Source organism: Tritonibacter litoralis (assembly GCF_009496005.1).
Taxonomy (GTDB): Bacteria; Pseudomonadota; Alphaproteobacteria; order Rhodobacterales; family Rhodobacteraceae; genus Epibacterium; species Epibacterium litoralis.
Genome location: NZ_WIBF01000021.1, coordinates 1 through 20,636, shown reverse-complemented (window position 1 = coordinate 20,636; position 20,636 = coordinate 1). Strand labels below are relative to the sequence as shown.

The following is a 20,636-nucleotide window of genomic DNA, read 5'->3' as shown; positions in this document are numbered from 1 at the left end:
GCGTGGTTTAGGACGCGGTGGTAAAGCCTGCAATGAGCTGTTTCAGACCCAGGGCTGCCCCCACAAGGATGGCCAAAAGCGCAATTGGCGCGCTGAAGGCCAAGACGGAGAAGGCCGCGATCCCCTGGCCGACGCTGCATCCCACCGCCAGCACAGCGCCGGGGCCCATTAGCGCCGCGCCCAGTATTTGGCGGCCCAATTCGCGGGGATCGTCGCAGGCCTCCCAGCGGAAGTGACCTTTGCTCCAGGATCCAAGAATAGCCCCCAGAACCACGCCGCAAATGGAGCCAACGCTGAACGACAGCGCATTTCCTGAGGCCGTCATACCATACAAGATGGTGTCCCCAATTGGGGCTGCAAACGTATGGGTTTCAATGGGTTCTGCGGCAAATCCTGCGGTTGCGATCCAGGATGTTCCCACCCAACCCGACGTCACGGCAAGTCCGACGATCACACCCCAAAAGATGTATTTGGGCGCGCTGCGTATTTTCGCACTCGACAGGGACAATGCGAAAAACCCCAGTCCAACTGTCAGGCCAATCAGCCCTGGCGGGAGGCCCATCTGGTCGGCCAGTTGAGAAAACCCCTGTGGCTGCGTTGTTCCCGTTTCAACCGGAAACAGCCAAACTCGCCCATGGGCCAGCGGACCGGACATGACAAAATAGGCCGAAAGCCCCATCACAATCACAATGACAAAGGCCCTGAGATCCCCGCCGCCCAGCCGGGCAAGCGCGCCATATCCGCAATTCCCGCTAAGCGCCATACCATAGCCAAACATCAGCCCGCCGATGAGGGTGCCAACGGGGTTCCAAGCCCGATCCAGGTAGGCAGAGTGAGAGAGATCAAACAAGTCAAACGCGACCGCCATATGGGTTGCGACGATGGCGGTGCCGATGGCGATCCCCCACATCCGCAAGCGTCGATCGTCGCCGCCATAGAGCATGTCTTCGATCGCACCAAGTGTGCAAAACCGACCGATGCGCGCAGCCAGTCCAAGAGCGATGCCGCCCAATAGACCCACCAGCGCGGCGGTGTTTGCTTCGCCGAGCCATTCCAGCACTGTGATCCTCCCTGTCACCACCCTTGGACCGGCGACAACAAGAATTGCGCTGGTCAGTCCTCCCTACAGAACAGGTCGTAGACAACTTCCATGATTTGCTTTGGCCGGTCGTCTGTCAAGCGATAGTAAATGGTCTTACCATCGCGGCGTGGCGTCACCAGCCCTTCGAGGCGGAGACGGGACAGTTGCTGCGACACCGCAGCCTGGCGCGCGGATAACAGCTCTTCGAGCTCGGTCACGGATTTTTCGCCCGACGCCAGATGACACAGGATCATCAAACGACCCTCGTGGCTGATCGCCTTCAAGAAGTTGGACGCACGCTGTGCGTTCTCCATCATCCGGTCCATATCCTCAGCGCACATGTTTGCGTCAAAGACGGGCAGGCGAGAGGATGTCTCGGGCGGGGTCGGCATGTCAGTACTCATAGTCTTTTCCATAATGGGTCAACCGCGCTGATCCAAGGAAATACCTGCACGCGCAAAAAGGTCGTTCAGAAGTGGCCAAAAGAAATCTTCTCCTGGATAGCCTTCGATGCGTCCAACCTCTTGTCCATCGTCTATTAAAAGGAATGTCGGTGTAAAGGTGACTCGGCGGGTAAACTCATACGCTGGCGTCTCTCCGCGCAGATCATAGCGTTCCAGCGGCGCTGTGCGGCCTTCGGCTGTCTTGGGATAGATATGCGAAATCTCAGAATCCCATTTTGCACACCAAACACAGCCATCTTCTTCAGCCATGAGGAGCACCGTCTCAGCCGCAGCTGAGATCGGCAGGGCACAGGCCAGTATGATCAATGAGGCGCGCAGCATCTGATTTGCCCTTTTTGTTGACGTCTCAATTTAATCATACATAATCTAATGTGTGAATGTCTAAAAGCAACGTTTGGCGGTATTATGTTTGATGTCACGATTTTGGGGGCTGTAACCGCGGGATTGCTGTCTTTTTTATCACCCTGCATCCTGCCAATCGTGCCATTTTATCTGAGCTACATGGCGGGAATCGGGATGAATCAGATTTCTGCCGGGACTGATATCTCGCGCGCGGTGCGGCTGCGGGCTGTGATCTCGGCGACTTGTTTTTCCCTTGGGGTGATCACGGTTTTTGTAGGCCTTGGGGCCAGCGCTTCGCTTTTTGGTGGGGTGTTGCGAGACTATTTTGACATCCTGCGCTGGGGGGCGGCGGCGCTCATTATTGCCATGGGGCTGCATTTCCTGGGTGTTGTGAAGATCGGAATTCTGTATCGCCAATTGCGCGCAGATGCGGGGGATGTGTCCAATGTCGGGTTTCTTGGCGCTTACGTGATTGGGCTTGCCTTTGCCTTTGGCTGGACGCCCTGTGTCGGACCGGTTTTGGCTGCAATCCTTTTTACGGCGGCAGGCCAAGAGACCGCAGGCCAAGGGGCCTGGCTGCTGTTCCTTTATGGGTTGGGAATGACATTTCCCTTTGTTCTGGCCGCTTTGTTTATCGGGCCGTTTATGCGTTGGATGGCGGGTTTTCGAAAATACCTGGGGTTGGTCGAAAAGCTGATGGGGTTGTTGTTGATCCTCTTTGGCGTGCTGATCGCGACCAATTCGGTCAATCTCATTGCGGCGTGGATGTTGGAGCATATCCCCTGGTTTACCCAGTTGGGGTGAAATTGATTTGGGAGGATCGACAATGAAACGGATTATTCTTGGACTGGCCGCTTTGGCCTTGGCAACAGGCCTGAGCGCTGCCGAGCTGGGTGATGACGGTCTGCACAAAGCGCCGTGGATGCGCGACACTTTCAAGGATCTTGCCGAAGACCTTGCGGATGCCAATGCCGAAGGCAAACGATTGATGGTCCTGGTGGAACAGCGCGGGTGTATCTATTGCACAAAGATGCACGAAGAAGTCTTTGTGGTACCGGACATCGCCCAGATGATCGAGGATCATTTCTTTGTCGTGCAGATCAATATGTTCGGCGATATCGAGGTTACCGATTTTGATGGAACCGTCCTGCCGGAAAAAGAGATGGTCCGGCGGTGGGGCGCTTTGTTCACGCCCAGCCTGTATTTCTTTCCAGAAGAGGTGGGGGATGGGGTATCAGCCCAGGAAGCCGCAGTGGTTAGCATGCCCGGCGCTTTTGGTCGTTGGACAACGCTGAACCTGCTCACGTGGGTGGTTGAGAAAGGCTATGAGGGGCAGGAACCCTTTCAAAAGTATCACGCGCGGAAATTTCTGGAGCAAAAGGACTAAAAGCAGTGTTTTCACGCAATACTTGTGCGCAGAATGCTGCACTTGCGAACATATAAAAAAATTCACGTAGATGAATTTGTTGTTGCGTGTTCGAAATTATGTGCCCTAGACTGGTCTTTACCCAAGGAGAGGAATCGAACCCAGGGAGGGCGCATGAGAACCGCTTTTGGAGCCGCTGTCGCCGTTGTGCTGACGGCCGGCATCGGATGGTGCGACGTCACCAAACCTCAGGATGTGATATATGTTGACGGGGCCGTTGCCGCCTCATTGAGCGGTAAGCCGGGAGATCCAGCCGTTGGCGCAGAGGTGATGAACAAGGGGGCGGGCAATTGCATTGCCTGTCACCAAGTCAGTGCCTTGAGCCATTTGCCGTTTCACGGCGAAATCGGTCCAATGCTGGATGGCGTTGCGGATCGCTGGACGGTTGCCGAGCTTCGCGGAATTGTTGCCAACGCCAAGGTCATGTTCGAAGGCAGCATGATGCCTTCGTTCTATCGCACCGACGGATTTATTCGCCTTGGCGATGCCTATACCGGCGACGCGCATGGCGATGGCGAGGTCCAGCCTTTGTTGACCGCTCAGCAGGTTGAGGACGTGGTCGCCTATCTTTTGACGCTGAAAGAAGAGTGATCTTTCAGAGGGAGGAATACGGATGAAACTCACACGACGAAGCCTGCTGGCGTTGGGCTCTGGGACAAGTGTCTTTGCTATGGTTGCGGGGCTTCCGGCCTTTGCCAGCCTGACAGATGACGCAGTTGCGGCCTTCACGGGAGGGGAAGCCACAACCGAAGGCGGGATCACGCTGACCGCGCCAGAGATCGCAGAGAACGGCAATACGGTCCCCATCTCGGTTGAAGCACCCGGCGCGGCTGAAATCACGATTCTTGCAGACGGAAACCCGGTTCCAAATGTTGTGACGTTCAAATTTGGCCCCATGAGCGCGTCGCGCAGTGCGGCGACCCGCATTCGCCTGGCCAAGACCCAGAATGTTGTGGCGGTTGCCAAGATGGAGGACGGGTCATTCCAGATGACCAAAGCCAACGTCAAAGTCACCATCGGCGGCTGCGGCGGCTGATCTGGATTACGGGAGGAGAAAATTATGGCATCTGGTGTAAAACCACGCGTCAAAGTTCCAAAGACGGCAGCCGCGGGCGAGGCGATCACGATCAAAACGTTGATCAGCCACAAAATGGAAAGCGGCCAGCGCAAGGATGACGACGGCAATATCATTCCGCGGTCCATCATCAATCGTTTCACCGCTGACTTTAATGGTCAGAACGTCATTGACGTGACGCTGGAACCGGCGATTTCGACCAACCCTTACTTCCAGTTCGAGGCGCTTGTGCCGGAAAGTGGCGAGTTCAAGTTCACTTGGTATGACGACGACGGCTCGGTCTATGACACGACCAAATCGATCACGGTGAGCTAAGGGAGGGCGCACCGCAGATCGACAAAAACGTCTGAGGAGAGGGAGGAAGGCGTGAACACATCGACACGGATTATCGGCGCAACCTTGGCTTTGGCCATGGTGCCGACGCTGGGTGTAAGTGACCCAGACGAAGACAGCCTGACGATCAATGGTGAGATTGCCATTGTCACAGAAACAGCAGCACCGGCGCATTTGGAGAATGTCGATACGATCTATTCCGGTTGGAGATTTCGCTCGGACGAAACCCAGGCGGTGCAGATGGATGATTTCGACAACCCCGGCATGATTGGGGTCGAAAATGCCCTGGTGGATTGGGCTTCTGCGGATGGCACCGAAGGGAAATCCTGTGCGGATTGCCATGGAGAGGCAGAAGAACTGGCAGGTGTGCGGGCTGTTTATCCAAAGTGGAATGAAGAGCAGGGCCGCGTGACCACGCTGGAGATGGAGGTCAACAATTGCCGCGAGACCCGCATGGGCGCTGAGAAGTGGAAATACACCGGCGGCGACATGACGGATATGATCGCGCTGATTTCCTCTGTCTCCCGCGGCATGCCGGTGAATGTTGCAATCAACGGCCCGGCCCAATCCACGTGGGAGCAGGGCAAAGACCTGTATTACACCCGGACCGGTCAGCTGGAGCTGTCTTGTGCCAATTGCCATGAAGACAGTTATGGCCTGATGATCCGCGCGGACCATCTGAGCCAGGGGCAGATCAACGGTTTTCCGACCTACCGTTTGAAAAACACCAAGCTGAATTCTGTTCATGCGCGGTTCAAAGGCTGCGTGCGTGACACCCGCGCGCATACCTACAAACCCGGTTCGCCCGAGTTCATTGCGCTTGAACTTTATGTGGCGTCACGCGGCAACGGGTTGAGCGTCGAAGGTCCCTCGGTCCGGAACTGACGGCTCAAAGGTCCCCGCTTTGGCTGTGGGGCCTTTGTTTTCTCTAATAAATTCACGCATGCGAATGTGTATGGAGTTTGAAACCTATGATCTCGCGACGCGATTTTTTACAGGTGGGCATGGCGGCATCCGCCCTTTATGGGGTGTCCGGCTTTGGCGACTGGGCGCGGGTGGCCGCGCAGCAAAAGCTGACGCAGGACCAGTTGTTACAGTTCGAGACCTTCGGCAATGTCTCACTGATCCATGTCACAGACATCCATGGCCAGCTCACACCGCTGTATTTCCGTGAACCGTCGATCAACATCGGGGTTGGAGGCAACAAAGGCGCGGTGCCGCATGTTACGGGCGCTGATTTTCGCAAGCTTTATGGGATCGCTGACGGCAGCCCCAGTCATTATGCGCTCAGCTCTGGCGATTTTGCAGCGCTTGCGCAGGGTTATGGGCGCGTTGGGGGCTTGGACCGGGTTGCAACCGTGATCAACGCCATCCGCGCTGACAGGCCGGACGCCATTTTGCTGGATGGCGGTGACACCTGGCATGGCTCTTACACCTGCTACAAAACGCAAGGGCAAGACATGGTGAATGTCATGAATGCACTCAAACCGGATGCGATGACCTTTCATTGGGAGTTCACGCTGGGCAGCGCGCGGGTGACGGAACTGGTGGAAAACCTGCCTTTTTCCGCCTTGGGCCAGAACATCTTTGATACGGAATGGGATGAACCCACGGATCTGTTCCCGCCCTTTAAAATCTTCGAACGCGGGGGCACCAAAATCGCGGTGATCGGCCAGGCCTTCCCTTATATGCCGATCGCCAACCCGCGTTGGATGTTCCCTGAGTTCTCCTTTGGCATTCGCGATGAAAACATGGCCGCCATGGTCGAAGAGGTGCGCGCCCAAGGAGCGGAATGTGTCGTGGTCCTCAGCCACAATGGGTTTGATGTCGACAAAAAAATGGCCGGTGTGGTGCCGGGCATCGACGTGATCCTGTCGGGTCACACCCACGACGCGCTGCCAGAGCCGGTTGTGGTTGGCTCCACGATCATTCTGCCATCCGGGTCCAACGGGAAATTTGTCACTCGTGTGGATCTGGACATTCGCGATGGGCAGATGATGGGCTATCGCTCCAAACTGATCCCGATCTTCTCGGACGTGATCACCCCGGATCCGGAGGTCGCAGCCCTGATTGAAACCGAACGCGCGCCTTACATGGCAGAGATGAGCGAGGTGATCGGCCGCACAGACAGCCTGTTGTATCGGCGGGGGAATTTCAATGGCACCTGGGACGATGTGATCTGTGACGCCTTGCTGAGCGAGCGCGAGGCGGAAATCGCATTGAGCCCCGGCGTGCGTTGGGGGCCGTCGATGATCCCCGGCCAGGATATCACACGCGAAGACATCTTTGGCGTAACCTCCATGACCTATGGAGAGGCCTATCGCACCGAAATGACCGGTGAATTTCTGAAGGTGGTGTTGGAAGATGTGGCCGACAACATCTTTAACCCCGATCCCTATTACCAGCAGGGCGGCGATATGGTGCGCACCGGTGGGCTTGGCTATCGGATCGATGTCTCCAAACCCCAGGGAGAGCGGATCTCCAATATGACCTTGTTGAAAACGGGTGAGCAGATCGCGCCCGACAAATCTTATGTCGTCGCGGGTTGGGCCAGTGTCAACGAAGGCACCGAGGGGCCGCAGATTTGGGATGTGGTGGAAGATCACATTCGCAAGCTGGGCACAGTTACGGTGCAGGAAAACACTAGCGTCGACGTCATCGGCGTATAAGCAAAACGGAGCATTGACCCATGGATGAGATGTTCAAACCCTCCCGCCGCGCGTTCCTGCGCGGCAGTGCGGCGGTGGCGGCGGGTTCTGTCGCAGGCGGTGCCGCCGCACAAACTCCTGATCCGCTGATCACAGAGTTACAGGACTGGGCGTCCTATACGGGTGCCGGGGTGGATGAGACGCCCTATGGTCTGCCGATTTCTTATGAATCCCATGTCATCCGGCGCAATGTGGAATGGCTGACGGCCTCACCGATCTCGTCGATCAACTTCACACCGATCCATGCGCTGGAGGGGACAATCACCCCGCAAGGCTGCGCGTTTGAGCGTCATCATTCCGGCGCGATTGAAATGCGCAAGGAAGATTATCGGTTGATGATCAATGGTCTGGTCGATCGTCCCCTGGTGTTCAGTTATGCGGATATCGAACGGTTCCCCCGGGAAAACCATGTCTATTTTTGCGAATGCGCGGCGAACACGGGCATGGAATGGGCTGGTGCGCAGCTGAATGGCGTGCAGTTCACCCATGGCATGATCCACAACATGGAATACACCGGCGTGCCGCTGCGCACGTTGCTGGCCGAGGCTGGCGCGGACGTGAATCTGGACAAATGGGTTTACGTGGAAGGGGCCGATGCCTCGTCCAACGGGCGGTCCATCCCGATGGAAAAAGCGCTGGATGATGTGCTGGTGGCCTTTAAGGCCAATGGCGAAGCCCTGCGGATGGAGCATGGTTATCCCGTGCGGCTGGTGGTGCCCGGTTGGGAAGGCAATATGTGGGTCAAATGGCTGCGGCGGATTGAGGTCGTGGACCGCGCCGTCGAAAGCCGGGAAGAGACGTCGAAATACACCGATGTCTATGCCGATGGCACAGCGCGCAAATGGACCTGGGTGATGGATGCAAAATCCGTGATCACCGCGCCCAGCCCGCAGATGCCCATTGCGCATGGCCCCGGGCCGATGGTGATTTCGGGCCTCGCCTGGTCTGGCCATGGTCAGATCACCCGCGTGGATGTCTCTCGTGATGGCGGTGTCACCTGGGAGACCGCGCGCCTGGGTAAACAAGGGGATACCAAGGCGCTGACCCGGTTTTATCTGGATATTCAGTGGGATGGAGCACCGATGTTGCTGCAGTCCCGCGCCATGGATGAGACGGGGTATGTCCAACCAAGCAAAGATCAGCTGCGCGCAGAGCGCGGTGAAAATGCCGTTTACCACAACAATTGCATCCAGACTTGGTACGTGAACGAGAAAGGGGTCGCTGAGAATGTCGAAGTCTCCTAACATTTTCATCCCGGCATTGGGCGGAACGGCTTTGGTGTTGGGCGTGGCTTATGGGATGTCCTCCCGTGACTATGCAGCCAATACAATCGACGGCTACAAAACACGCGTCGCTCAGGTTGAGGCGCATGCATCAGCGGCGCAGGAAAAGGCGAAATCCGAGGCGGCGCGGGCGGATGCGCTGGAAACAGAAATTGCCGAAATTCAGGCGGCCGCAGCCGCACGTCCAATGGATCTAACGGCTGCCGTTCCCCAATCCGGCGCGGCATATGGCTTGGGCCGTGTCGCCCTGGCAGAGGAAATCGCCGCATGGGATGTGGATGTCCTGCCGGATGGGCGCGGTTTGCCCGAAGGGCAGGGGGATGCGTTTTCTGGCGAAGAGGTCTTTGCCGAGAAATGCGCTTCCTGCCATGGCGATTTCGCCGAAGGGGTCGACAATTGGCCGGTCCTGGCGGGTGGCTTTGATACGCTGGCGGATGAGGATCCGGTGAAAACCGTGGGCTCCTATTGGCCTTACCTGTCGACCGTTTGGGATTACATCCACCGCTCGATGCCCTTTGGCGAGGCGGGCACCCTGACGGCGGATGAGACTTATGCTATTGTGGCTTACATCCTCTACTCTAACGATCTGGTTGAGGATGACTTTGTGCTGAGCCACGAGAATTTCGCCGCTTTTGAGATGTATAATACCAAGGGCTTTGTTGTGGATGACCGGCCAGCGCAGGAATATGCACAATGGCGCGGCGAACCCTGCATGGAAGCGTGCAAGGGCGAGGTTGAAATCACAATGCGGTCGGTGTTCTTGGTCGAAACGCCCGAGGTCGGCACAGAATCCGTGATGAACACCGGCACGCTTGATGGTTTGCCAAGCTTCACCGCAGCCGGACCATCGTTCATTCCGGTGTCCACAGAGGCCGAGCCTGCGCATGTTGTCGAAACCGCGCCAGAGCCTGCTGAAGAGGCCGCCGTTGAAGGCGATGCAGCGCTGATCGCGGCGGGTGAAAAGGTGTTTAAAAAGTGCAAGGCCTGCCATCAGGTTGGCGCAAGCGCCAAGAACCGGACTGGCCCGCATCTGAACGATCTGATCGGGCGCACCATGGGGGCGGTTGAGGGGTTCAAATACTCCAAAGTCTTTGCCGCAGCCCAGGCAGATGGCCGCATCTGGGACGAAGCGTCCTTAGCTGAATTCCTTGCCAAGCCAAAGAGTTACTTGAAAGGGACCAAAATGTCCTTTGCGGGGTTGAAAAACGAAGGGGATGTGAAGGCGCTGACTGCCTATTTGAAATCCGTGGGTGAGTAATTGATGCCTTGGCTCCGACAACATGGAATAGCGGTTGTTGCCTTTTTCTTGGCGACAGCGGTAGCGGCGGATGAGTTTGGGGATCCCGCAGCCGGAGAGAAAGTCTTTCGCAAGTGCCGAGCCTGCCATCAGGTGGGCGAGGGGGCGAAACATCGGATTGGTCCACATCTGAACGGTCTGTTTGGCCGCGCTGCGGCCAGCCACGAAGGGTTCAGATATTCCAAAGCGCTGGCCCGTGTTGGCGACAGCGGGTTGGAATGGCACGCGGATACGCTGGATGATTTTCTGGAAAACCCAAGGTCCCTGGCCAGCGGTACCCGGATGAGCTTTCCTGGGCTCAAAAAGGAAAAAGACCGCCTGGATCTTATCGCCTATCTGCGGCAGTTCTCTGATGATCCGGCAGATATTCCCGAAGCCGATCCAACTGCGTCACCGGTCGATCATGATCTGGATCCGGCCATTCTGGCGTTGGAGGGAGACCCGGAATACGGCGAATACCTTAGCAGTGAATGCAAGACCTGCCACCAAGCCAGCGGTGGGGATGATGGCATCCCCTCGATTGTGTTCTGGCCCGAGGAGGACTTTGTCATCGCGATGCATGCCTACAAAAACAAGAAGCGTCCACATCCGGTCATGCAGATGCTGGCAGGACGCCTGAACACAGAAGAAATTGCAGCGCTGGCGGCCTATTTCGCCACGCTAGAAGAATAAAACGTTCAAGGGAGGAAAAGACATGAGTTTCAACAGACGCGCGTTTCTTGGCACAAGCGTGGCCCTTACCGCAACTCTTGCAGCGCCCATGGTGCGTGGACAAGGCAAACCGCGGGTTGTTGTTGTGGGCGGTGGCGCGGGTGGTGCCACGGCGGCCCGTTACCTTGCAAAAGACAGCAAAGGGGCGATCGACGTCACTTTGATTGAGCCCACACGCCGGTATTACACCTGCTTCTTCTCGAACCTCTATTTGGGAGGATTCAAACAGATGGAAGATCTGGGCCACAGCTATGGTGGTCTGGCTGCATCGGGTGTGAATGTGGTCCATGATTGGGCCGTTGGTGTGGACCGCGATGCAAAAACCGTATCCCTGGCGGGCGGGGGATCGCTGCCCTATGACAAGCTGATCCTGAGCCCCGGCATCGATTTTGTCGAAGGCGCTGTGGAGGGTTGGGATCTGTCGGCGCAAAACGCCATGCCGCATGCCTATAAGGCCGGTTCCCAGACCGAGCTGTTAAAAGCCCAGCTGATGGCGATGCCCCAAGGTGGCACCTTTGCTATGGTGGCCCCGCCAAACCCCTATCGTTGCCCGCCCGGACCCTATGAGCGGGTGTCCATGGTGGCGCATTTCCTGAAGCAGAATAATCCAACGGCCAAGATCATCGTGGCCGACCCCAAGCCAAAGTTCTCCAAAATGGCCCTGTTCCAGGAAGGCTGGGCGGACCACTATGAGGGGATGGTGGATTGGATTGGTGAGGACTTTGGCGGCGGCAATGTGTCGGTTGATCCGGGCGCGATGACCGTCACCATCGACGGCGAGGTGACCAAGGTGGACGTGGCCAATGTCATCCCAGCGATGAAAGCGGGGCGGATTGCGGATATGGCCGGTGTCACCGATGGCAACTGGGCGCCGGTGAATGCGGCGGATATGTCGACAAAGGCGGATCCGGATGTCTATGTGCTGGGCGATGCCTCCAGCCAGGGGGATATGCCGAAATCAGGCTTTTCGGCCAATTCGCAGGCCAAAGTCTGCGCAAACGCGGTGCGTGGCGCGCTGACGGGGTCCAAAGTGTTCCCGGCTAAATTCTCCAACACCTGCTGGTCGCTGATTGCCACAAATGATGGGGTCAAGGTCGGCGCCACCTATGAGGCCACACCCGAGAAAATCGCCAAAGTGGATGGGTTTATCTCACAAACCGGCGAAAGCTCAGACCTTCGCAAGGCGACGTATGAGGAATCCGAGGGCTGGTACACTGGCATCACCTCGGACATGCTGGGTTAAATACCTTTCGGCCTTCCCAGCCGTGTGTCGCGGTTGGGAAGGTGCTGAGGCCGGCGGTTACCGCACAAACCGAAAGCCGTCATCAACCGCTTCAACGCGGCCAATCCCACCATCTGGCAGGTGAAAGCCCACCACGGTCATCTGTTCCGCCGCAAGACGGTCCAACAACATGGTCCGAGACCGAACGGCCAGGGGCCCATCCTGGTCCGAGCCGCTCTCCCAATTGGGTTTGCGGAAAGCCACGTGATGATTGCCAATCGCATCGCCAACGACCAAGGCGCTCTCGGATCCTTGGCGAATTTCAAATCCCATGTGGCCGGGCGTGTGCCCCGGTGTGAACAGGGCGGAAATGCCTGGCAGAACCTCGTCGCCATCATCAAACAGGACAACCGAGTCTTCGATCATCTGCATGCGCCGTTTTGCACCAACCGCAAAGGCGGCGCGGGCCTCTCCGATGGTGTTCACCGTATTGGGATTCCACCAATAATCCCATTCACGTCGCCCCATCATATAGGTTGCCTCTGAAAACAAGGGCTCGTCAAAGTCATCCAGCAGGCCCCAGATATGGTCCGGATGGGCGTGGGTAAAGATCACATGTGTCACGTCCTCGGGGGCCAGTCCAAGCGCGTTCAGGCTGTCGACAACGCTTCCAGCTGTTGGCATGAAATCCGGGCCGGAGCCCACATCAAACAAAACCGTGTGCGTTCCATCCCGGAACAGTGCCAGGTTGCATTCAGGCGTTAAACGATCCGGGGACAGGCCAAACTCCGCCAGGATTGGTGGCAACGCATCACGGGGCATGGGCTCGAATATGAGCTGGCCGGGCAGGACCAAACGGCCGTCACTGACTGTGGTCAACGTTGCGGGACCCAGCGAAAGCTCTGACCGTGCAAAAGACGGCAAGGCCACCAGCCCAGTGGTTGCAGCAAAACACTGTGTAAAGGCCCGTCGCGACAGTTTCATAGATCACCCATTGAATTAATAAATATGAATATGTATGTATATTCCGAAAAATGCAAGACCGAACCCTGGGTCTGCGGTTAGGGGGCAAGCAGGGAAATGGCGACATGGGTGACTGTGTCACAGACGGCGTCCTTGATTGACCCTAGGCGTGTTGCTGCTGGCCATTTAGGTGTTTTTAAGAGGCAGGTGACAACCTGATACATCATTTAATCCAAGAGGTTGGCTTTCCTCCCTATGTGCGGGTGTCAGACTTTACATGAATAAATTCACACAGTTTTTGCCGATCTTGCAGTGGGGAAGAACCTACAGCCGCGCCGCGCTGTTTAATGATACTGTTGCGGCGGTTATCGTGACAATCATGCTGATCCCCCAATCGCTGGCCTATGCTCTGCTCGCAGGCCTGCCGCCCGAGGCGGGGATCTACGCCTCGATCGCGCCGATTGTGCTTTATGCGATCTTTGGAACCAGCCGCGCGCTGGCGGTGGGACCGGTTGCGGTGGTCTCCCTTTTGACGGCATCTTCCATTGCACAGATCGCCGATCAGGGAACGGCAGGCTATGCGGTGGCAGCTTTGACGCTGGCCTTCCTGTCGGGTGTGTTTCTGGTCTTGCTGGGTGTGCTGCGCCTTGGATTTCTGGCTAATTTCCTCAGCCATCCGGTGATTGCAGGCTTTATCACCGCATCGGGCATCCTGATCGGCACCAGCCAGTTAAAGCACATCCTGGGTGTCAATGCGCAGGGGCACACCCTGCCTGAAATGCTGATGTCGATCTTTTCGCAACTGGACCAAATCAACGGGATCACGGTTGCCCTTGGAACCTTTGCAACCGCTTTTCTCTTTTGGGCGCGTGGGAATTTGAAACCCTTGATGCAACGATTAAGGGCTGGTCCGCTGGTGCCGGATCTTGTCGCCAAAGGCGGCCCGGTTTTTGCGGTTCTTGCAACGACTTTGGCCGTTTGGGCGTGGGATTTGGCGGATCGCGGCGTGTCCATCGTCGGCGACGTGCCGCAAAGCCTGCCACCCTTTACGGTGCCCGGCCTGTCGACCGAGCTTGTCGGCGCATTGCTGATGCCTGCCATACTGATCTCGGTCATTGGGTTTGTCGAAAGCGTTTCGGTCGCCCAGACCCTGGCTGCGAAAAAACGCCAGCGAATTGATCCGGATCAGGAGTTGATCGGGCTGGGCGCGGCCAATCTTGGCGCGGCGTTTTCGGGGGGATTTCCGGTCACGGGCGGATTTTCGCGGTCGATGGTGAATTTCGACGCCGGAGCCGAGACCCCTGCCGCAGGTATTTTTACGGCCATGGGCCTGGCAATTGCGGCGATCGCGCTGACGCCGCTGGTGTATTTTTTGCCCAAAGCCACACTGGCCGCGACAATCATCGTTGCGGTTCTGTCCTTGGTTGACCTGTCGATCCTCAAGAAAACGTGGATCTATTCACGGGCTGATTTTGTGGCTGTGGCAACCACGATTTTCTTAACCTTGGGCGCAGGCGTCGAAGTTGGCGTGGCCAGTGGGGTGGCAATATCGGTCGTGCTGCATCTCTATAAAACCTCCAAACCACATGTCGCAGAAGTTGGACTGGTTCCAGGCACGCAGCATTTCAGGAACATCAATCGCCACGACGTTGAAACGGTCTCCAGTCTGGTCACCCTGCGTGTGGATGAGAGTTTGTATTTTGTGAATGCCCGGTTTCTGGAAGATCTGATCCAAAACAGGGTCACCGAGGGCTGCGCGATCCGAGATGTGGTTTTGATGTTCTCTGCCGTCAACGAAGTAGATTATTCCGCGCTTGAAAGCTTGGAAGCCATCAACGCGCGGCTCATCGATATGGGGGTGGGGCTGCATCTGTCCGAAGTGAAAGGGCCCGTGATGGACCGCCTAGGCCGCTCACACTTCCTGGAGAAAATGAATGGGGATGTCTTCTTGTCCCAGTTTGACGCTTGGAACAGATTGATAGAGGCTCGTTAGCGCGCGCCCAACATGCGCCCACGCCGCTGATGTACGCGATCGCAGGATCAACACCCGCAAAGCGTTTGAACCTGGTTTTTGAAATCCAATCAGACGCTTATGTGGTGATCATACAATTCTTGCGCCGCAAGACGCAGCGATCACGGGGTCGCTGGAATTGATGCTGACAGGGATCTGACACAACGTTGCGAATGCTCGCCTGTTGATGAGGCGCTGACACCAGCGTAACGTGCGTTCCATGACACATAAGGTTGTATCCGCCGCTGACGCCGCCGCCCTTATTCAGGACGGCGATACGCTCACCACTTCAGGTTTCGTCGGCATTGGCGTGCCGGATGAGTTGATTGCGGCGGTTGAAGCCCGCTTTCTGGAGACTGGCCATCCGCGCGATCTGTCTCTTGTGTTTGCAGCTGGCCAGGGCGACGGCAAAGACCGGGGGCTGAACCGCTTGGGCCATGAGGGGCTGATCAAACGGGTGATCGGCGGCCATTGGGGGTTGATCCCCAAAGTTGCCAAACTGGCCACCGAAAGCAAAATCGAGGCCTGGAACCTGCCGCAGGGCTGTATCAGCCAATTGTTCCGGGACATTGCAGCGGGCAAGCCGGGGATGCTGTCCAAAGTGGGGCTGGAAACCTTTGTCGATCCGCGCCAGGGCGGCGGGGCGATCAACGACATCAGCATTGAGCCGCAGGTAGAGCGAGTCGAGCTTGGCGGCGAAGAGATGTTGTTTTACAAAGCGCAGCCGTTGTCAGCGGCGCTGTTGCGCGGGACGACGGCCGATGAATTTGGCAATGTCACCATGGAGCGCGAGGCGCTGACCATCGACAATCTAGCTCAGGCCATGGCGGTCAAGAACGCGGGCGGTGTGGTCATTGTTCAGGTCGAGCGCATAGCCCAGGCCCGTACCCTGCCGGCGCGGTCGGTCGAGATTCCAGGGGTGCTGGTGGATGCGGTGGTTGTGGCGCAGCCGGAAAATCATTTGCAGACCTATCGCACCGCCTACAGCCACGGGTTCAGCAATCGTATGCGCTCACCCCAGGGAGAAATCCCGCCGATGTCCTTGGACGCGCGCAAAGTCATTGCCCGGCGCTGCGCTTTTGAACTGCCGGTCAATGGCGTTGTGAACCTTGGCATTGGGATGCCTGAGGGCGTGGCCGCAGTGGCCGCCGAAGAAGGGTTGTTGGATCACGTGACGCTGACGGCCGAGCCGGGGGTGATTGGCGGTCAGCCTGCCTCGGGGTTGGATTTCGGCGCGGCCATCAACACGGATGCGGTTATCCCCCAAAGCAACCAGTTTGATTTCTATGATGGGGGCGGGTTGGATCTAGCCTGTCTGGGATTGGCGCAGGCCGATCAATTTGGCAATGTGAATGTCTCTCGTTTTGGGACACGTCTGGCCGGGGCCGGCGGTTTTATCAACATCTCGCAAAACGCCCGTCGGGTGGTCTTTGCCGGCACGTTTACGGCCATTGGGCTGGATGTGGCCATTCAGGACAACGCGGTGTCGATCCGCCAGGAAGGCCGCTCGCGCAAGTTTCTGGACCGCGTCGAGCAGATTACGTTTGCTGGGGGGCGGGCCGCACGTCTGGGGCAGCCTGTGCTTTACGTCACCGAACGGGCGGTGTTTGAATTGGGGCCCAAGGGTCTAAACCTCATTGAAATTGCACCGGGCGTGGATCTGGAGCGGGATATTCTGTCGCAAATGGCCGTTGCGCCGCAGATCGACGAAGTTGTCACAATGGACAGCCGTATTTTCCAAGCCGGCGACATGGGGCTGCGCACCGATCTGCTGCAGCTGGATCTGCCGGACAGGGTTGCCTTGGATGCAAACAATGGCCAGCTGTATCTGAACTTTGAGAAGCTGCGCGTCCGTCACCTGTCCGAGGTTCAAGCCGTTGGGCAGCTGGTGGCCAAAACCTGCGCCCCTTTGGCGGACCGGGTAGATGTGATTGTGAATTACGACGGGTTCAAGATTGACGAGGCGTTGGAAAAGGACTGGGCGCAGATGGTGGATGCGCTGGCAAAACAGTATTATCGGCATATTTCGCGTTACTCAGGCTCTGCGTTTATGCGCATGAAGCTACAGGCCGTTTTCCCCGAAGAACCCACTCATATCTTTGAAACCCAAAGCCAGGCAAAGCTCTACCTCGACAGCATAAAATCGCGCTGAACCGGTCCTTTGCGATGGAAGTCTTTTGTGCTGGTCTTGGTCGATTTGGGAACTCTTTGCACGACCTTCGGTCACACTTATGGGTTTCCATGGCGCCAGAGTGATGAATAGGCGCGCAGTATCTACACCTCCGGATCGTCGGTGAAAGCGTCGATCGCCTTTGCCAGCGCGCTAAGGCCATCGACCAGTTTAGCCTTATCTTCGGTGGACATCTTGCTCAGGATCGAATTTGCGCAGTGCTGCACGGCCGGCAAAGCCTGTTGAAACAGCGAGCGTCCTTTGTCTGTACACGTGTAAATCCGCAGTCTTCGGTCGGAGTCTGCGATGTGGCGGGCGATCAACCCTTTTTCTTCAAGTCGCTTTGCTGCACGGCTCACCTGAACCTTGTCCAATGTCGTGCGTCGTGCAAGTTCGAGCGAGGAGAGTTGGCCCGCCTCAGCCAAAAGGAAAATCATCCGCCATTCCTCGCGGGAAAGGCCGAATGTTTTGCCATAGACTTGGACCAGCTGTCTCGAGAACGCTTCGGCTGTCGATGCAAGCTGGTATGGAAAATAGGTTTCGAGTTCCACTTTGGGTCCTTTCTAACGTCACTTTATAGGTCGTTGCGCGTGCAACAATCTGATCTAGATCAAATACACGCTGGCTGCTTCGTGACAATCATTGCAAATGCAACGTTTTTTGGAGGAGGCCAAAATGAACGCTCAGACCCTAAAGCTCGATCAGATCCACCATGTGGCATATCGATGCAAAGACGCAAAAGAAACCGTCGAATTTTACACCTCAATGCTCAATATGGACTTTGTTCTCGCGATCGCCGAGGACAAGGTGCCATCGACCCATGAGCCCGATCCCTACATGCATCTCTTTCTAGATGCTGGGAACGGCAACGTTCTGGCGTTTTTTGAGCTGCCGACCAAACCCGAAATGGGACGCGATCCGAACACACCAGTTTGGGTTCAACACATCGCCTTCAAAGTGAAAGATCGTGACACCCTAATCGGCTTCAAAGAACACCTTGAGGCCAACGGAGTCGAAGTATTGGGGGTAACTGACCATTCAATCTTCCATTCCATTTATTTCTTTGACCCAAACGGTCATCGTGTGGAGCTGGCCTGTCCGGATCCAAAAGAGGAGGAGATGATCAAGCGTTTGGATGCTGTCAAATGGGACATGCTGGACGAGTGGACGCGCACAAAGAAAGCACCGCAACATGCTGCCTGGCTGCATGCAAAAGAACTGGATAAAAAGTAATGCTAAACACATACGATTTTCCAGAGTTCGCCTATGTACAGTCGCCGGAGCAAGAAACCGGAGAAACCGTACGGCACACGGTTGTTATCGTTGGTGCCGGACCTGTCGGTCTAACTGCTGCACTCGATTTTGCAGCCCGAGGCTTGAAGGTCGTTGTGCTGGATGACAACAACACTGTTTCTGTGGGATCACGTGCCGTTTGCTATGCCAAACGCCCATTGGAGATCTGGGATCGCTTGGGGGTGGGCGAGCGGATGATCGACACAGGGATTGATTGGAAGCTTGGTCGTGTTTTTTTGCGCGACCAGGAGGTCTATACCTTTGATCTTCTACCAGAAGACGGTCACAAAACCCCAGCCTTCATCAACCTTCAGCAATACTACCTTGAAGAATACATGGTCGAGGCCTGCGATCAGAACCCATTGATCGACCTGCGCTGGAAACACAAGGTTGTCTCTTTGCACCAGTTCGATGAATATGCGGAAATGGTGGTCGAGACACCGGACGGCGTTTTCACGATAGAGGCCAATTGGCTGTTGGCCTGTGATGGTGCGAACTCGGATATTCGCCGAATGGTGGGTGCAGAATTTACTGGCCAGTTCTTTCAAGACCGTTTCTTGATTGCCGATATCGTCATGAAGGCGGATTTCCCAACAGAACGATGGTTCTGGTTCGATCCGAACTTCCACCGGGGCCAATCGGCGTTGTTGCACAAACAATGTGACGACGTCTGGCGGTTGGATTTTCAACTGGGCTGGGAGGCAGATCCTGAGATTGAAAAGCGCCCGGAAAACATCATAACACGCGTCAAAGCGATGATAGGCAATGACGTAGAGTTTGAATTGGAATGGGCCTCCGTCTATCAGTTCGCCTGTCGGCGCGTGGACCAGTTCCGCTATGGCCGGGTGTTATTCGCCGGCGATGCGGCGCATCAGGTCTCTCCGTTTGGTGCGCGAGGTGCGAACACCGGCGTGCAAGACATCGACAATCTGTCGTGGAAATTGGCCGCAGTCATTCGGGGCGAGGCACCGTTGGGGTTGCTGGATTCCTATCATAGCGAACGCGCCTATGCCGCTGACGACAATTTGCTCAACTCCACCCGTTCGACGGATTTTATTACACCCAAGAACAGAGCTTCGAAGCGTATGCGCGATGCGGTCCTGAGTCTTGCCAAGTCAAACGAGTTTGCAAGACCTTTGGTGAATTCAGGCCGACTTTCGATGCCGAGCCCGTATCTGGAAAGCCCGCTTAACACAGCTGACGCTGATGACTGGACGGGCAAGATGCTGCCAGGGACCTGCGCGGCCGACGCTCCGATTTCAGTTGCTGCCCAACGCTCATGGCTATTGGAGAACCTTGGTGGCGGCTTTGTTTTGCTGGCACTCGGAGTCGCCGCCACGCCGGTTGACGCAGGCCCCTTCACGCCGAAGGTTCTGACCTTGGGCACGGACTTCGAAGACATCGACGGGCATGTTTCCGAAAGATACGACGCCAATGGCGGCGCGCTGTATCTTATCCGGCCAGATCAACACATCGCTGCCCGCTGGCGGAGTTTTGATCCAGACGCCGTTAAGGCAGCTATTGCAGTAGCCACAGGAGGCGCGGTCCTATGAGTTTGAATTTGAAACCGAACATTGCGCGTCCTGACGATTTCTATGAGATGCTGACGGACGCCCAAAGAGACATGACAGATGACGAGGCAAACGACATGAACGCTCGGCTTGTTCTTGTTCTGGCAAACCAAATTGGAAATTTCGAAGATCTCAAACAGGCTATCGATATTGCCAAATGAAGCTTGCCACGCCTGTATCAACAGGCGTGGCATCCTATGAACTTGTTTATCGGTCAAAATCAGAGCGAAACCTGAGCAGAGCCAATGTAACAACGCAACCTCTAAGAGGGGGGCTGGTCATCGTTCGAAGACGGCTAAAGAGACCGCTCAACCTGCTAACAAGAACATGTCTAGGAAGCTGGAGGCACCTCAGTTGACGGCAAATCGTGGAACTAGCTGCTCAAAAGCCGTTCTTTAAAGGGCTAAGGGCCCACACCGTTCCGGGCCAACAGGCTGAATGGTCAAGGGAGTCCTTAAAATGCGCAAAACGCTGCGATGAAGAGCGGCCAGTCTTCGCTGTAAACCACACGGGCCAGACGAGAATCTACCGCACACAATAAACACAAGCACAGATGTATTCGACGACATCAAACGGTTCTTCAACCCAGTGCGCCGCCTTCCGACCCTCTAGGTCATGTTGACAAAAGGGATTCACACGAAGGCTCATGCGTGATTCAAGCTGGTATCTGCTATGGAGACCAGCTT

At 56.4% G+C, this 20,636-nt stretch carries 21 protein-coding genes; 16 read left to right on the top strand and 5 right to left on the bottom strand.

What is annotated here, in order from left to right:
- Nucleotides 1-7: 7 nt before the first annotated feature.
- The 3 genes from GFB49_RS19855 to GFB49_RS19845 are packed head-to-tail and all read right to left on the bottom strand — an operon-like array spanning nucleotide 8 to nucleotide 1,866.
- On the bottom strand, nucleotides 8-1,060 hold the full coding sequence (locus tag GFB49_RS19855) for a YeeE/YedE family protein (protein ID WP_343032652.1): 1,053 nt from the start codon (nucleotides 1,058-1,060) through the stop codon (nucleotides 8-10).
- A gap of 53 nt (nucleotides 1,061-1,113) precedes the next feature.
- Nucleotides 1,114-1,485, bottom strand: a complete 372-nt coding sequence (locus GFB49_RS19850) for an ArsR/SmtB family transcription factor (RefSeq protein WP_246149846.1) — start codon at nucleotides 1,483-1,485, stop codon at nucleotides 1,114-1,116.
- Between the two features lie 18 nt (nucleotides 1,486-1,503).
- A complete protein-coding gene (locus tag GFB49_RS19845; RefSeq protein WP_153217899.1) occupies nucleotides 1,504-1,866 on the bottom strand; it encodes a thioredoxin domain-containing protein in 363 nt (120 codons plus the stop codon).
- Between the two features lie 84 nt (nucleotides 1,867-1,950).
- Between GFB49_RS19845 and GFB49_RS19840 the strand changes: the two genes are divergently transcribed.
- The 11 genes from GFB49_RS19840 (at nucleotide 1,951) to GFB49_RS19790 (ending at nucleotide 11,963) form a co-directional block, all read left to right on the top strand.
- The gene (locus GFB49_RS19840) at nucleotides 1,951-2,691 is read left to right on the top strand and encodes a cytochrome c biogenesis CcdA family protein (RefSeq protein ID WP_153217897.1); all 741 of its coding nucleotides are present in this window, start codon (nucleotides 1,951-1,953) and stop codon (nucleotides 2,689-2,691) included.
- A gap of 22 nt (nucleotides 2,692-2,713) precedes the next feature.
- A complete protein-coding gene (locus GFB49_RS19835; RefSeq protein WP_153217895.1) occupies nucleotides 2,714-3,274 on the top strand; it encodes a SoxW family protein in 561 nt (186 codons plus the stop codon).
- Between the two features lie 153 nt (nucleotides 3,275-3,427).
- The gene (gene soxX / locus GFB49_RS19830) at nucleotides 3,428-3,904 is read left to right on the top strand and encodes a sulfur oxidation c-type cytochrome SoxX (protein WP_153217893.1); all 477 of its coding nucleotides are present in this window, start codon (nucleotides 3,428-3,430) and stop codon (nucleotides 3,902-3,904) included.
- Between the two features lie 22 nt (nucleotides 3,905-3,926).
- Nucleotides 3,927-4,349 (top strand): thiosulfate oxidation carrier protein SoxY, encoded by a 423-nt coding sequence (gene soxY / locus GFB49_RS19825; RefSeq protein WP_153217890.1) that lies wholly within the window; start codon nucleotides 3,927-3,929, stop codon nucleotides 4,347-4,349.
- Nucleotides 4,350-4,373: 24 nt separating this feature from the next.
- Nucleotides 4,374-4,703 carry a thiosulfate oxidation carrier complex protein SoxZ gene (soxZ, locus tag GFB49_RS19820; protein WP_153217888.1) on the top strand — a complete coding sequence of 110 codons (330 nt, stop codon included), beginning with the start codon at nucleotides 4,374-4,376 and terminating at the stop codon, nucleotides 4,701-4,703.
- A 96-nt stretch (nucleotides 4,704-4,799) separates the two neighbouring features.
- Nucleotides 4,800-5,606: a sulfur oxidation c-type cytochrome SoxA gene (soxA, locus tag GFB49_RS19815; protein ID WP_153217937.1), complete on the top strand. Its 807-nt coding sequence runs from the start codon at nucleotides 4,800-4,802 to the stop codon at nucleotides 5,604-5,606.
- An 86-nt stretch (nucleotides 5,607-5,692) separates the two neighbouring features.
- Nucleotides 5,693-7,390 (top strand): thiosulfohydrolase SoxB, encoded by a 1,698-nt coding sequence (soxB, locus tag GFB49_RS19810; RefSeq protein ID WP_153217886.1) that lies wholly within the window; start codon nucleotides 5,693-5,695, stop codon nucleotides 7,388-7,390.
- A 20-nt stretch (nucleotides 7,391-7,410) separates the two neighbouring features.
- The gene (soxC, locus tag GFB49_RS19805; RefSeq protein ID WP_153217884.1) at nucleotides 7,411-8,673 is read left to right on the top strand and encodes a sulfite dehydrogenase; all 1,263 of its coding nucleotides are present in this window, start codon (nucleotides 7,411-7,413) and stop codon (nucleotides 8,671-8,673) included.
- Nucleotides 8,657-9,970 (top strand): c-type cytochrome, encoded by a 1,314-nt coding sequence (locus GFB49_RS19800; RefSeq protein ID WP_153217883.1) that lies wholly within the window; start codon nucleotides 8,657-8,659, stop codon nucleotides 9,968-9,970. The genes soxC and GFB49_RS19800 overlap by 17 nt, the downstream gene beginning before the upstream one ends.
- A 3-nt stretch (nucleotides 9,971-9,973) precedes the next feature.
- The gene (locus GFB49_RS19795; RefSeq protein ID WP_153217881.1) at nucleotides 9,974-10,681 is read left to right on the top strand and encodes a c-type cytochrome; all 708 of its coding nucleotides are present in this window, start codon (nucleotides 9,974-9,976) and stop codon (nucleotides 10,679-10,681) included.
- A gap of 22 nt (nucleotides 10,682-10,703) precedes the next feature.
- A complete protein-coding gene (locus tag GFB49_RS19790; protein WP_153217879.1) occupies nucleotides 10,704-11,963 on the top strand; it encodes an NAD(P)/FAD-dependent oxidoreductase in 1,260 nt (419 codons plus the stop codon).
- A 57-nt stretch (nucleotides 11,964-12,020) separates the two neighbouring features.
- On the opposite strand, the gene GFB49_RS19785 is transcribed toward GFB49_RS19790, so the two are convergent.
- Nucleotides 12,021-12,926, bottom strand: coding sequence for an MBL fold metallo-hydrolase (locus GFB49_RS19785; RefSeq protein WP_153217877.1), 906 nt, complete (start codon nucleotides 12,924-12,926; stop codon nucleotides 12,021-12,023).
- Nucleotides 12,927-13,182: 256 nt separating this feature from the next.
- On the opposite strand from GFB49_RS19785, the gene GFB49_RS19780 reads away from it, so the two are divergent.
- Nucleotides 13,183-14,898, top strand: a complete 1,716-nt coding sequence (locus GFB49_RS19780) for a SulP family inorganic anion transporter (protein WP_153217875.1) — start codon at nucleotides 13,183-13,185, stop codon at nucleotides 14,896-14,898.
- Between the two features lie 238 nt (nucleotides 14,899-15,136).
- Nucleotides 15,137-17,068: an acyl CoA:acetate/3-ketoacid CoA transferase gene (locus tag GFB49_RS19775; protein WP_153217874.1), complete on the top strand. Its 1,932-nt coding sequence runs from the start codon at nucleotides 15,137-15,139 to the stop codon at nucleotides 17,066-17,068.
- 122 nt (nucleotides 17,069-17,190) lie between these two features.
- Here GFB49_RS19775 and GFB49_RS19770 read toward each other — a convergent pair whose 3' ends face one another.
- Nucleotides 17,191-17,637: a MarR family winged helix-turn-helix transcriptional regulator gene (locus GFB49_RS19770; protein ID WP_343032651.1), complete on the bottom strand. Its 447-nt coding sequence runs from the start codon at nucleotides 17,635-17,637 to the stop codon at nucleotides 17,191-17,193.
- Between the two features lie 124 nt (nucleotides 17,638-17,761).
- Here GFB49_RS19770 and GFB49_RS19765 point away from each other — a divergent pair, with 124 nt between their 5' ends.
- The 3 genes from GFB49_RS19765 to GFB49_RS19755 are packed head-to-tail and all read left to right on the top strand — an operon-like array spanning nucleotide 17,762 to nucleotide 20,111.
- Entirely contained in the window at nucleotides 17,762-18,319 is a 558-nt protein-coding gene (locus GFB49_RS19765) for a VOC family protein (protein WP_153217872.1), read from the top strand.
- Nucleotides 18,319-19,932 carry an FAD-dependent oxidoreductase gene (locus GFB49_RS19760; RefSeq protein WP_153217870.1) on the top strand — a complete coding sequence of 538 codons (1,614 nt, stop codon included), beginning with the start codon at nucleotides 18,319-18,321 and terminating at the stop codon, nucleotides 19,930-19,932. Before GFB49_RS19765 ends, GFB49_RS19760 begins: the two co-directional genes overlap by 1 nt.
- Nucleotides 19,929-20,111, top strand: a complete 183-nt coding sequence (locus tag GFB49_RS19755; RefSeq protein WP_153217868.1) for a DUF2783 domain-containing protein — start codon at nucleotides 19,929-19,931, stop codon at nucleotides 20,109-20,111. Before GFB49_RS19760 ends, GFB49_RS19755 begins: the two co-directional genes overlap by 4 nt.
- Nucleotides 20,112-20,636 lie beyond the last annotated feature (525 nt).